A 15,278-nucleotide genomic window follows, 5' to 3' on the forward strand; every position below is an offset into this window, starting at 1 on the left:
AAAATGAATTTTCCTACTTCTTTAATAGAGGCTTTTAAAAGAGTAAGTGAGGTCGAAGATCGCGGTATTAATTTTATTAATGGGGACAACAATACAACATTTATATCCTACAAACAACTATATTCCGATGCAATTCATACATTAGAGTATCTCAAAAGCAAAGGGGTAAGCTCTGGTAATGAATTGGTTCTTTATTTTGAAGAGAAGGACATGAATATATTTGTAACTTATTATTGGGCATGTATTCTTGGTGGAATCATCCCAGTTCCTGTGGCTACAGGAAATAATAACGAACATAGAAAAAAATTATTTGAAATATGGGCAACCCTTAAAAACCCGTACATAATTACAGATCATTCTGTATTTAATAGACTTCATTCTAAATCGACTATCACCCTACCGTATTCTCTGAATGTACAAGAGAGGGTGTTATTCTGCGAAGAGAACGATGCACAAGCCTATAACAAAAATCATTCATGCGTATTGACGACAAGCGAAGAGATTGCGTTCATTCAGTACTCTTCCGGCTCAACAGGTTCACCCAAAGGAGTAATCCTTACACATGAGAATCTAATGTACAACATCAAAGATATTATGAGTCATCTAGGTATAACAGAAAAAGATTCTACGTTGTCATGGATGCCATTAACACATGATATGGGATTAATTGTGTTCCATCTCTTACCCTTAATTAATGGGTTAAATCAGCATCTTATCGCCACTTCAACTTTTATACGTCGCCCTATGTTATGGATGAAAAAAATAAGCGATCATAAAACCACCGTTACGGCTTCTCCTAATTTTGGACTTAAATACTTCTATTCAAAATTCAAAAAAGAAAATGCAGATCATTGGGATTTATCTAATTTAAGAATTATTCTAAATGGAGCAGAGCCAATAGCACATCAAGTCAGTATGAATTTAATGCAATGTTTGGCTCCATATCATCTGAGAACAGACGCCATGTTTGCATCTTATGGACTGGCTGAAGCCTCGGTGGGGGTTGCGACAGGGAAATTAACGTCAGAGCCCCTATTACTAAACAGAGAATTATTAAGTATAGGTAGTGCTGTACATGCAGCTAGCGATTTAGAAGAGGGTTTATCAGTTGTTGATGTAGGTACTGTTTTTGATAACTGCGATTTGCGAATTACAGACGATAACGATCTTGTAATACCGGACCGGTTCTACGGACACATTCAAATAAAAGGAAGAAATGTGACCAAAGGTTATTATCATAACGAAGAAGCTACCTCCAAATTAAAAACGTTAGACGGTTGGACTAGAACAGGAGATTTGGGATTCGTTGCAGATGGAAAAGTATATGTGATTGGAAGATACAAAGATATTATTTTTGTGAATGGACAAAATGTGTATCCTCATGATATTGAAAGAGTCGCTGAAGGATTCGAGAATATCGAACTTGGGAAAGTCGCTGCATGTGGCGTACACGACCCAACGATAAACGAAGATCAAATTATACTTTTTGTGGTGCATAAAGATCATACCAAGGATTTCTCTACGTATTCTACTCAATTGAAAGGTTATATTAATGAGCAAACCGGATGGAAAATTGCAGATGTGGTACCTATTCGGCAATTGCCTAAAACAACAAGCGGGAAAGTGCAACGATTCAAATTGGCTGATGAATATTCCAGAGGTGTGTATCGTTCCCAATCTTTAGAAGGCAATTCATCAAATAATGTTGAAAGCCCAAAAGTAAATGTTGGGGAATTGGAAGAGAAACTAGTAAAGATATTCAGAGATGTGTTGAAGGTCAATGATATGAATAAGGATGATCGTTTCTTTGAAATTGGAGCATCTTCCTTACAATTGACAGAGATTGCAACCCAATTAGAAGATGAATTGAATATTATTATCCCGACTTCCGACTTTTTCTCTTATCCTACGATCAATCAGTTAGCAAAGTATCTCTTAGGTAATGAAAGTAATGAGATTAATGAGATTAATGTGAAACCAATAGCAGAACGAGAAAAAGAGGTTGGTAACCTCCCATTAGAATACAAGGAAAATGATATCGCTATTATAGGAATGTCAGGTAAATTTGCTGGAGCAGAAGATTTAGATGAGTACTGGAGATTGATTGCTACCGGGCAAGACGCCATTACTCTATTGAATGATGAGCGGGAAATCGATGCACGTCATTTTATGAATAGCATTGGCGAAGATTCCACGCTTATTGAGGGCGGATTTCTCAAAGAAATAGATAAATTTGATTATTCGTTTTTTGGAATGACACCCAAAGAAGCAGAGCTCATGGATCCTAATCAGAGACTCTTTCTACAAACGGTCTGGCACACCCTTGAAAATGCAGGATATGGTGGGGGACAGCTATCTGGACGTCATGTCGGCGTTTATGTAGGAGCCTCTAAGATTGGCTATAACTACGAACGTTTATTGTCTGAACATGGAAATGACTCCATAGCACAATATGCTGTTGGCAATCTTTCATCGATTATACCAGGTCGAATTTCATATTTACTGAATTTTAAAGGGCCTGCAATAACGATTGACACGGCGTGTTCTTCCTCGCTAGTAGCCGTACATATGGCCTGTGACAGCATTATAAAAGGGGAAAGTGAACTTGCTATCGCTGGAGGTGTGAGGACGCTTCTCCTTCCGATCAAGACGGGAATTGGCATGGAATCATCAGATGATAGAGCCCGAAGCTTTGATGATGATTCTGATGGTACGGGAACTGGAGAAGGTGTGGCCTCGATTTTGCTAAAACCGTTAAAACAAGCCATTACGGATGGGGATTATATCCATGCCATTATCAAAGGAAGTGCGATAAATCAAGACGGAGCAACGGTGAGTATGACAGCTCCTAATACAGAATCCCAGACCAAGCTGATTTTGAAAGCGTGGGAGAACGCTGAGGTTGAGCCAGAAACCATTTCGTATATTGAAACGCATGGAACAGGTACTCCTTTAGGGGATCCTATAGAGATTAATGCTATTAGTAAGGCGTTCCAAAAGCATACTTTCAACAAACAGTTTTGTGGAATTGGGTCAGTCAAAGCGAATATTGGGCATCTTTATGAAGCAGCAGGTATCGCTAGTTTGATTAAAACGATACTTTGTTTGCAGCATAAGGAATTACCGCCATTAACCCATTTTAAACAACCTAACCGTAACATTAATTTCTTGGATACACCTTTATATATTCCGAAAGATTTGACTGGTTGGAACGTGGACAATGGCCCTAGGCGCAGTGGAGTGAGTTCGTTTGGTTTTAGCGGGACGAATTGTCATGTTGTTATTGAAGAATATAATCGGACTAAAGAGCCTATCCAATCAATAACGGATCCTCATCAATTGTTTACACTGTCAGCCAAGACGCATGATTCTTTATATGAACTGGTAAAAAAATATACAGAATTTCTATCCTACAATGTTAATTTGACAATAACTGAAATATGTTATACGGCTAACAATGGAAGAACACACTTTCCGCTGCGGATTGGTATTGTTGCAAATACGGTTGAAGAATTGAACTGGAAATTGACAGAAATTCTAAATGCAGGAGTACCAGTCCCAAAAGAACATGAAGATGAAAAATCACTACGTATCCAGGATTTTTCTAAACAAGCGAATGAGATCTTGAGCAAATATGATGACGCACAGACTCCGATAAGCAAAAAAGATTTGGAAAACTTGTGTGAGTGCTATATCCGAGGGGCAAATTTCGATTTGTATACAGGTGAAATCAAACCGAACAAAGTGCCTCTTCCTGTATACCCATTCTTGAAAAAAAGATGCTGGGTTGAGTTGTCCGAGATTCAAAAAGAAAAGGTAGTAAGTAAAGCGGCGATGATGGAGGAGGATGGAAATGTGGAAAAAAGATTAAAAAGTACTGTCGATAACATGAACCGTTTAAAAGATATATTTCAAAAAACAACCGGATACTCCAAGGATGAAATAAATACCTCCTCCCACTTCTTAGAAATGGGTATCGACTCTATTATGCTGAATCAAGTCAAGATTAGTATCATGAAACAGTTTTCCGTTGATATTCCTGTGAATTTGTTATTTGAATCGGTCACTAATTTGAATAAGTTAAATGAGTATATCACTGAGCATACCCCAGTTATTGAATTGGATCATTCTCAAGGAAGAAGAGAAGAACCTCAGTTGACAACTCCCTTAAATGTTAGTAAGCCAGCACCAATAAATAACTCAAGTGATTCAGGTTTTTTAAATATTATTGAGAAACAACTGAATCTGCTAAACAACCACCAAAAGAACATAAGTGAAATATTCAATCAACAATTAGAGCTATTGAGAATGGAAAATGGTGATTCTGTCCAACCCGCTGCAACACCTGGTATATCTTCTAGTGGTAGCAACAGTGAAGTAACACGTATTGACAACATCAGGAAGAGTGTAGACACTTCTGTACAAGCTGATTTACAACCGAAGCAAAAGGTATTTGTGCCTTTCCAACCCATTGTCATTAATTTGGAAAGTGGTTTATCTGGAGAACAGCAAAATTTTTTGGATTCATTTATTGAAGAGTACTCGAAGAAGACGAAGCGTTCTAAAGAGTACACACAAACCTATAGAAAAACACATGCTAATAATCGTAATGCCTCAGGATTTCGTTCCTACATGAAAGAAATTATTTATCCCGTGATTGCGGAAAGATCAATGGGTTCGAGACTATGGGATATGGATGGCAATGAGTACATTGACCTTACGATGGGGTTCGGAGTGAATTTGTTTGGGCATAACCCTTCGTTTATAACGAATGAATTGAAGGAAGAGATTAGTAGTCAACCAGCCCCTCTTGGTCCTATGTCTAATTTGGCAGGCCAAGTATCCGAATTAATTCGAGAGATTACGGGTTGCGAGAGGGTCGCCTTTTATAATTCTGGCACCGAAGCGATCATGGTGGCTATTCGATTGGCTAGAGCACAGAGTGGACGATCCAAAATAGTCCTATTTTCCGGATCATATCATGGAACCTTTGATGGGGTACTCGGGGTAGCCAATATGGATTCAGATGATGGTCAAGCATTACCTATGGCTCCAGGTATCCCGGCAAGTTACTTAAAGGATGTTCTCATACTAAATTATAATAGTCCGCATTCGTTAGAAATATTGGATCAATATAAAAATGAAATCGCTGCCGTAGTGGTAGAGCCGATCCAGAGTCGGAGACCGGATTTGCAACCTAAGGCATTTATCCAAGAACTTAGAAACTTAACAAAGGAATCTAATATAGCCTTGATCTTTGATGAGGTCATCACTGGTTTTCGGATTGATTTGAGGGGTTCACAAGGATGGTATGGTATTGATGCAGATATCGCTGTATATGGGAAAATCGTTGGTGGTGGGATGCCCATAGGTGTAGTAGCTGGAAAATCAAAATACTTGGATGCAGTGGATGGAGGATATTGGGAATTTGGGGATGATTCCTATCCACCTCATGCTGACATCAAGACGTTTGTCGGAGGAACATTCTGCACTCATCCTATAACGATGAAGGCTGCGTTAAAAACGTTAGAGCACTTAAAAGATAGCGGCCCTAACCTGCAAAAGGAATTGAATGAACGCACAAATAAACTAATGCATACCCTGAATGATTTCTTTAAACAAGAAAACGTTCCTATTCATATGGTCAACTGCGGGTCACTCTTCAGGTTTGTATCGTTTGTTGATATTGAACTGTTTTATTATCTTATGATTAGAAACGGCGTTTACATTTGGGAAGGGCGTAATTGCTTCTTATCGACAGCTCATACGGAAGAGGATATTAATAAAATACTACGTGCTGTGTATATGAGCATATTCGAGCTGAAAAAGTATACGTTCTTTCAACAAGAGCCTAGCGAAGCAAGTCTAACAAGTGAATCTGAAAAAACGCGTGGAATTTTGCCTGTTACGAATGAACAAAAACAATTATGGTTTGCATCCAAAGCGAGAAAGCATCAATCTGCTGCGTTTACCGAAAGCGTGGCCTTGAAATTAAAGGGTTCTGTTGATATTGAAAAGTTAACGAAAGCAATCCAAACCATCACGAATAGACACGAAGCGCTTCGAACAGTCATCGATACGAGTGGAGAGCAACAAATTGTTCTGAAGCATGGGAATATGGAGATTAACACCATAGATCTTACAGAGGATATAAGAGAAGAGAAGGAATTGGTTTTTAAGGAATGGATGGTTAAAGAGAGTGAGAATCAGATCGAACTGAGCTCAGACTCGATGTTAACGAAATATCATTTGCTTAAAATGGCGGATGGTCTTCATATTCTTATAATGTCATTTCACCATATTATTGCTGATGGCTGGTCTATTTCCGTCGTTGTGGACGAACTCAATAAGCTGTATAGCTCATACTGTAGCAATGAAGACGATCTCATTGAATTAGCTGCACCGGGTCAATTCAGAGACTATTTAGATTGGCGAGACAAGCAGCTAAATACTATAGAACATACAAAAGCAGTACAGTATTGGCAGTCTATTTTTGAAGAACCCGTTCGTAGTATTGCGATTCCTTCTATCACCGGAGGTATGTTTAAAAAAGAATATAAAGGCAAGCGAGTCCATTTCAAATTAGAGCAATCCGTAACCAACAAACTTAGAAAATTGAGTATTAACTCTCAAAATAGTCTTTTTGTTACCTTATTTGCTATGTACAAAGTGTTTATTCATCGTTTAACAGGTCATTCCAAATTAATCATAGGCATTCCAATGTCTGGTCAAGCACAAATGCAAAATTATAATTTGATTGGCAATTGCGCTAGTGTTCTACCTGTGGTCAGTAGCATAAACAAGAAGGGTTCATTTAGAGACTATTTAACTTCTTTAAAAGAAGTGATGAATGAATTAGAAGACGTGAAGAAGTTTCCATTCTCCATGTTTATAGATTCATTGGATTTTAACAACGTACCTGAATTAAACATTCTTTTTAATATGGACAGGCCTATCCCAAAAACGAAATTTCACGATCTGGATGTTGAACTCATTTCCACTCCAATCCAATACTCCAAATATGATCTCTTCATGAATGTGATGGAGGTAAGTGGAGAGCTGTGGTTCGAATTAGATGTGAATACACAGTTAGTTCAAGAACATGTGATAGACCAGTGGGTGAATTATTTTAATGAACTTGTGCTCCATATTACTGACAATGAACATATGCAATTAGATCAAATAATCTTTGATCACGAACTAGAGCATAGGGTGACGACATTAAATTCTGATGCTAAGCTCGCTTGGATAAAAGGAAATCCCGTTTTTTTAGAACTTTTAGAAACTTACATTTGCGGGGAATTCGCTGAAGAAGTAATTCATTGTGAAGTGCGCGTAGAAGATGAGGGAAATGAGATTATCGCTTATGTTCAAGGCAATACTTCAATTGATCCTTCTCTCATGAGGAAGAAACTGTTGCAAAACTTGAAAGAATACTGGGTACCAAAGACAATCAAACATGTGAACTCAAGAAATGACCATATAAACATGTTGAATAATTCTACGCCAATGCTGGATGAATCAGTTCATGTAGTCGTTTCAGACTCAGCTTCTAGGTCGATAACCGAAGAGAAATTAGTAGAGATATGGAAAGAGATATTGTCCATTACTGATATCGGAGTAGACGAGAGTTTTTTTGAACTAGGAGGAAACTCATTACAAGCCACAACGATTTTCTCGAGGATCTACAAAGAGTTTAATGTATCTATTCCATTAAGTGAGCTGTTCGTTTCTACAACGATCCGTGCACTGTGCGGATACATTGAGAATTTTGAGGATTCCGGTAGTAAAGAATATGCTCCTATTCCTGATAGATCAGTGCTTGTGGCGGAAATTGAAAAGAAATTAAATGGAACGAATTGTTATCCACTTTCCAATGCTCAAGAAAGAGTGTGGTTTAGGGCACAGTTCACGGGGCATGCGTATGGAGACGTTTATCTCTATGAATTTAACAATGAATTGAATATCGAATTAGTTCAGCAGACCATTCAAGTCTTAATTCATCGACATGAGATCATGAGAACCACAATTACCGAAATAGAGGGAGTGTTTTATCAAAAAATTCACGATTTCCTGAGAGTCCCCTTTGAGTATTTTGATTTGGTTCATGGAACTAATGAAGAACAACGCGAGCGTATCGCTGAAGATATACAGATACAGAAGAATACAGAATTTGATCTAACATCGGAATCCTTTTACCGCATGAGATTTTATCGACTAGATAATCAAAAATTTATATTCTTGCTATCGGTGCATCATATTGGTCACGATGGTTGGTCCCATTATGCTTTCTTGAATGATTTCTTGAATATATATTCGACCTTAAATCAAAAAGGGGATCCCAATAGAATACTTCAGCCTCGTCAATATGCGGATTTTTCGTTATGGCAGCATAAGCATATTACGACTGAAGTTGTAGAGAAACAAAAGGATTATTGGAAGGGGAAATTGCAAAGACTTGTTCCAGCTCTTCAATTACCAAGTGATTCTGAGGATAAAATAAAAAAACAGAAAAGCATCTCGGAGATGTATAGATACACCATTACTCCTGAATTAACAAATAAGGTTTATGAGTTGAACGCTTCAAGTGGGGGAACCACGACATACATTACTGTGCTTGCCGCCTTGAAAATTTGGATGGCTCATATAACGGATCACACAATGATTACGATAGGTTCTACGCTTTCTGGTCGTACACATCCGGATTTGGAGAGCATTATTGGCTTATGCATTAATCCGGTTGCCATGCGTACTGAGTTATCAGGAAATCCTACAATGCAAGATGTTCTGAAAAGGGTCGGCGAGACATGTGTTGGAGCATACACGAATCAAGAGTATCCTTTTGATTTAGTTATGCAAGATCAGTATGTTATGCATGGCCATGTTATGTCGTTATACTCCGTGTGTCTGATAGGACAAAATGCGCACACGACCAAGCTTCAGAACGATGAGATTGATGTTCGATTCTGTAACTTGGATGAGTTTCAGATTAAGGGAACGGATTCCGTACTAGGAAGTTATGAGATGGATCAGAATGAAAAAACAAAATTAGATTTGTTGATATATCTGTTCGATAACCAAGATCAACTCTTGTTCGAAGTCTATTATAACCAAGCTAAATTTTGTGCAGATACCATCCAAGCTTTTTTTGAGCAAATTGAACAAGTTCTTAATCAAATGATAGATTCCCCGAAGATGAGGTTATCACAAATTAAATTAAATGAAGATACGTTGCTACAGGATCTGTTCAATTAAAAATTTACTGGCAGAGGGTGTATCTATTTCATGAATTATCTATCAAAAGAGAACGTTTCTGAAGTTCTGGAGTTATCTCACATTCAAAAAGAGCATCTACAACAAAATGCCATAAACCAGCTATTATTTGAATTCCCCTTGAATGTAGATAGAGCACGAATTCAATTTACATGGGATACGTTAGTTGATGATTCTCCAGCGTTACGAACTGTTTTCCGCTCGTTGAAAAATAGGACTGTACAAGTTGTACTCAAATCAAGACCGATTACATTACATTGGATGGATAAAGAGACATTAACTGCCGAAAAACAGCAGGTTGTAATTGAAGAAGTTGCAGAAGAGTATAGAAACGAATTTGTTATTGGTGAAGAGCCGTTGCACAGGTTGGTTATCCTCACATTTGGAAAGGTCAGATCTGTTTTAATATGGACGTTTAATGTCCTTAGCATAGATATGTATAGTTGTGAGCTATTATTCAACAAATGGATGTTCCAAGCAAACGCAGCTCAAGGTAACGAAATACAGTATAGGGATATCAAAAGTTATCTTCAATGGGAAGCAGAACAAGATGGGAAGCCTGCACAGGATTATTGGTCCAATAAGATGGGGGATTACTTGTTTTCGGCTTTTCAAGTCCCCACTACTCACTCCACTTCGGAAAACCAAGATCAGTATAAAAAAATAACCTCAAACCTCCCAGTAGATCTAATCGGGTTGATTCAGGCGTGTAGCCATAGACACAACACTTCTATAAATAGCTTATTGTACACTGCCTGGTTGCTTACGTTGCACATATACACGGGTGATGAAAATGTTGCCTGCGGCTCTGCGCTGTCAGCTGATTGCAGAACGTTCCCCTTCATCAATGAAATTATAGGGACGTATAATCATTCGCTGCCAGTACAAGTCAGGTTAGATCGGAATCAGAAGTGCTTTGATGTGATCCAAGATGTGGAGTATCAATTGAATGCTATAAGTACATTCAGCAGCACGACGGCCACGATGATGAAAAATTATAACCATTCCCACTCGGACAGGTCTTTATTTGATACAAACATAACGGTTAAGGAGGGTCTATCTACAGAGATATCACCTGTTGTGTTGTTCAAAGAGAGTCAATCATTTATGGAAATCTTCATCACAATGGGAATGAGATGGACCATTGAATTGCATAATTCAAGCGGGGCAACACTTGATCAATTGGAACATATTATGGTTCATTTTCAGACCATTTTGAGAAGTGTGGTATTAGGAATAAATGAAAAGCTTCATACCTTAAATATATTGCCAGAGATCGAGCAAAATCTTTTAATGAATGATTTTAATCAAAGTTCTATTCCTCTATTTTCTATTAACCATACGATTAATGAAATTATTGAAGAACAAGTAAGAAAACATCCAGATAAAATTGCTGTCAAATGCAATACACAATCGATAACGTATCGAGAAATAAATGATAGAGCAAATCAGATGGCACGATGGCTCCGGGATCAACATCTCAAGCCAGATGATCTGGTAGGTATATGGGCTGATCGAAGCATAGGCATGCTTATAAGTATAGTTGCTGTTATGAAGGCGGGCGGTGCATACGTTCCACTGGATCCTTCCTATCCCGATATGCGACTACAGCACATCGTAGATAGTGGGAATATCCAAATTGTGCTCACTGATCATCAAACGCAAAGCCGATACGTCGATATTTTCCAGCATTCGACCAAACGACCGAAGTTATTTGCCATTCATTCTAGTACTGGAACTATAGAGGGGGAGGATCCTCTCGATGGTTTCACAACGAACAATTTGAACGTCATTCATTCAAAAAATAATCTAGCAAACGTGTTTTTCACGTCTGGTTCTACGGGGCAACCCAAAGGAGCCATGATAGAACATGAGGGCATGCTCAATCATTTATATTCCAAAATTAACTTGTTAGGTTTGAATGAAAAGAGTATCGTCGCACAGAATGCTTCGCACTGTTTTGATATCTCAGTGTGGCAATTTTTAGCCCCTCTTATGGTCGGAGGGCAAGTTATTATATATCCAAACGATGTTGCCATGGATCCTCTGAGCTTATTGAATTCGGTATGTACAGACCAAGTAAATGTGTTAGAGATGGTACCTGCAATTAGTGAATTATTCCTTCAGAGTGCAACAGAGAGCAAATTCAATTTAGAACATCTCCAATATATGATTTCAACAGGAGAAGGACTTTCGGTTCCGTTATTACAACGCTGGCTATACAGTTACCCGGATGTGAAAATTGTAAATACATACGGGGCTACTGAATGCTCTGATGATACGTCCCATATTATTATTGATAAGGATTACCATTATGATGATCATTATGTCGAATTGGGTAAGCCCATACCGAATATGAAACATTATGTATTGGATACATGGAGACGGATGCTTCCTATTGGCTGTACCGGCGAAATATATATCAGCGGGATCGGTGTGGGAAGAGGATATTTGAATGACATTGAACGCACAGATGCTTCTTTTTTTAGATATGAACTGCATGGGGAGGAAATACAAAAGTTTTATAAAACAGGGGATTTAGGGAGATACACGCCAGATGGCAGGCTTATGTTTATTTCTCGAAGTGATTTTCAAGTCAAAATTCGAGGCTTACGCATTGAGCTAGGCGAAATTGAATCTGTGTTACTGAAACATGATGAGGTAAGACAAGTCATTGTAGTGGCTGAAGCAAGAGACAATGGGGAGAGCGAAATTGCGGCGTATCTTGTTTTGAATTCCAATATAAGTGAAGGTCAATTGAAGCAATACATGGAAGCATTATTGCCAGATTACATGATTCCAAAACGAATGATGATGCTGGAGGAAATGCCTCTTAACCAAAATGGTAAAATTGATCGGAAAGCTTTGCCAGTCCTCGGGACTAACTCATTTTCGGAAGATCATTATGTGTCCCCAGAAGGATATTGGGAAAATACGATTACACGGATATGGATAGATGTACTCAGTCTAGATAAGATCAGTGTCGAGGCAACTTTCTTCTCGCTGGGTGGAAACTCATTAAAGACTATTCAAGTGCGTTCACGTTTAAAGCAACAACTAGGTATCGATGTTTCCATTAGAACTCTGTTTGAACATCAAACGATCAGAGAACTTGCGCTTTTTCTGAGTGGGATCTCTACCGCTGCTGTTCATGAACAGCAAAGTATAGAGAAACTAGCTACTCATGCATTCTATGCCATGTCAAACGCGCAACAAAGGCTTTACTTTTTACATTTGTTAGAACCTCACAATCATTCATACAATATGTTGGTTTCTTTGGATTTTGAGAGGAAATTGAATTTGGCTGCTTTCCAAAAAGCAGTTGTGGCACTGGTGGATAAGCATGAATCGCTCCGCACTACCTTTATGCTCAATGAAGGAGTGCCTGTACAATGCATTACTTCCCAAGCGAACATAGAGGTGAAGGTTGAGAACATCTCAGGTTTGGATCAGACTTCTCAAATGAACAAAATCAATCAAATGGAATATGAAGAAAAGAATTGTTTTTTTGATCTAGAACAGGGGCCTTTATTTAAAGTACAAGTCACAGAAGTATCAGCTGATCATTTCATCATTTGGATGAGTATGCATCATATTATAAGCGATTATTGGTCTTGGAGAATTATCGTTAAGGACTTAATGGGGTTTTACGAGTCGTATACTACGAATACTGAGTTTACTCCGAAGCCAAATTCAGCAGAATATCACTATAAGGAATATGCGAATTGGCAGAACAAGCGACTTGAAAATGGAGAATTGGAGGGAATGAAAGCCTATTGGCTTGATCAACTGGCAGGGAACTTACCTATTTTGAATATGCCTGCCGACGATTCAAGTACAATTACGTCCAATTTTAGTTCAAGTCAAGTAGAGGGCTTTGTGAATAAAGCTCAATTAGAGAAGATGAAAAAATTGTCATTAGAACATAACACCAGTTTGTTCGTTACCCTTTCATCCCTATATGGTGTTCTTCTAACCAGGCTTAGTCAACAAAAGGATTTGATTATTGGTACGCCAGAGGCAGGAAGGCATCAAATGCAATTTGAAGACGTTGTGGGATTTTTTGTAAATAATTTAATCATTAGAATGAACTTTGAAGATGATCCGTCATTTCTGGATATATTGGAGAGAAATAGAACCATTACATTAGAAGCTTATTCAAACAGTGAATATCCCTTCAATTTATTGGTGGAGGATCTGAAATTAGAGCGTAATTTTAATCGTCCTACATTATATAATAGTCAATTTCAGCTTATCCAATTAGAAGATGATCTTTTGACGGATCAAATGAAGATCCAATTACGTTCCACTAAAAATTATTACATCGATGTTGATATTTTATTATTGGCCACTGAGGTTAAAGAGGGACTCAAACTGGAACTACAATATAGAATGGATATCTTCAATGAAGCTACGGTAAGTCATTGGATGAATTATTTTATGCTTATCATTGAATCTGTTTTGAAAACTCCAAACATAAAAATTGAGAGTATTCCTTTAGTTATTGGTGATGAGCGCAATCAACAGTTGTATCAGTGGAATGCAACTGAACGGAAGGGCGCAGGACAGTACACCACGATTCAGCGCTTCGAAGAAATGGCTGAACGATATCCGAGCCGAATCGCTGTGGAGCATCTTCAGGAGCAGCTCTGTTATCAGGAACTTGCACAAAAAGTAAATCAGTGTGCAGCTGTTTTGCGTGAACAAGGCATCGTCCAGGGAACAAGGGTAGCCATCAGTGTGCGGAACTCCCCTGATCTGGTCGTTTCACTTCTGGCAATCTGGAAAGCTGGTGGTGCTTATGTGCCGCTAGATCCGTATTTTCCACAAGAGCGGCTAGCGTACATGTTAGCCGATTCGGAGGCTCAGTTGCTGATTCTTGATAACACTACAGCTGTTACTTGGGAATCTCATGCGATTCCGAGCTTGAATGTACAGGCACTGCTTTCGTCAGCGGTCATGGTCGAACGTAGTTCCGTCGACGATAGTCCGGGGCCAGGGGAGCTGGCTTATATTTTGTACACGTCAGGATCAACGGGGAAACCCAAGGGCGTGGAGATTTCTCATCAAGCCTTGAGTAATTTCTTAACCAGCATGTCCGAAAAACCAGGCATGAGTAAGGAAGATCGCTTACTGTCCGTAACGTCGATTTCTTTTGACATTAGCTTATTGGAACTATTTCTGCCCCTCACGACAGGTGCGGGAGTCATCTTAGTTGACCGCGAGATCGCGACGGATGGTATCCAGTTAGCACGCATGATCGAAGAGAAGAAACCAACGATTATGCAGGCTACACCCTCTACGTGGCAGTTATTACTCGCTGCTGGATGGGAAGGAAGCAAGGTATTAAGGATTTTGTGTGGAGGCGAGAGCTGGTCGAGAGAATTGGCAAGTCAATTGCAGGCCAGAAGCAAGGAACTTTGGAATATGTATGGACCTACCGAGACCACGATCTGGTCAGCGATACACCACGTCAGAGAACAGGAAGGGATGATTCCAATTGGCCGCCCAATTGCAAACACCCAAATGTATGTGCTGGATCGTCGCAAAGAACCTGTTCCTGTTGGTGTAGTTGGTGAGCTTTATATAGGCGGAGAAGGTGTAGCGAATGGATACTGGAACCGGGTAGAACTTACCGAAGAGAAATTTGTGGACAATGAGTTCACGGGTGACGGCAAGATGTACGGAACGGGTGACTTGGCACGATACAACGACCAGGGGATACTGGAGTGCTTGGGACGCATGGATCAGCAAGTAAAAATCAGAGGCTACCGGATCGAACTGTCTGAAATTGAGAGCCAGTTACTGCAACATGAGTCGATTGAAAATGCTGTGGTGGTGTCAGTTCAAGTGGGGGATGAAGCGCAACTGGTAGCGTACCTAGTACGCAAACCAGTTATGCCATGGCCGAGCCATCAGGCTATACGGCAATACCTACAACAATCGCTTCCTGAATATATGCTCCCAACAGCGTATATGGAATTAGAAGAATTACCGTTAACACC

2 protein-coding genes are annotated in these 15,278 nt (G+C 39.2%); both read left to right on the forward strand.

Features of this window, described 5'->3' with window-relative positions; genetic code table 11:
* Positions 1 to 3 precede the first annotated feature (3 nt).
* The gene (locus PPA03S_RS15505) at positions 4 to 9,255 is read left to right on the forward strand and encodes an aminotransferase class III-fold pyridoxal phosphate-dependent enzyme (protein WP_062324199.1); all 9,252 of its coding nucleotides are present in this window, start codon (positions 4 to 6) and stop codon (positions 9,253 to 9,255) included.
* 30 nt (positions 9,256 to 9,285) lie between these two features.
* A partial coding sequence (locus PPA03S_RS15510; protein ID WP_062324200.1) for a non-ribosomal peptide synthetase occupies positions 9,286 to 15,278 on the forward strand: 5,993 nt, incomplete at its 3' end.

This window comes from Paenibacillus pabuli NBRC 13638 (assembly GCF_001514495.1).
In the GTDB taxonomy this organism is placed as follows: domain Bacteria; phylum Bacillota; class Bacilli; order Paenibacillales; family Paenibacillaceae; genus Paenibacillus; species Paenibacillus pabuli.

Excerpts from the sequence above, each read along its gene's own strand:
- PPA03S_RS15505 (WP_062324199.1), top strand. The coding sequence starts at position 4 with ATGAATTTTCCTACTTCTTTAATAGAGGCTTTTAAAAGAGTAAGTGAG.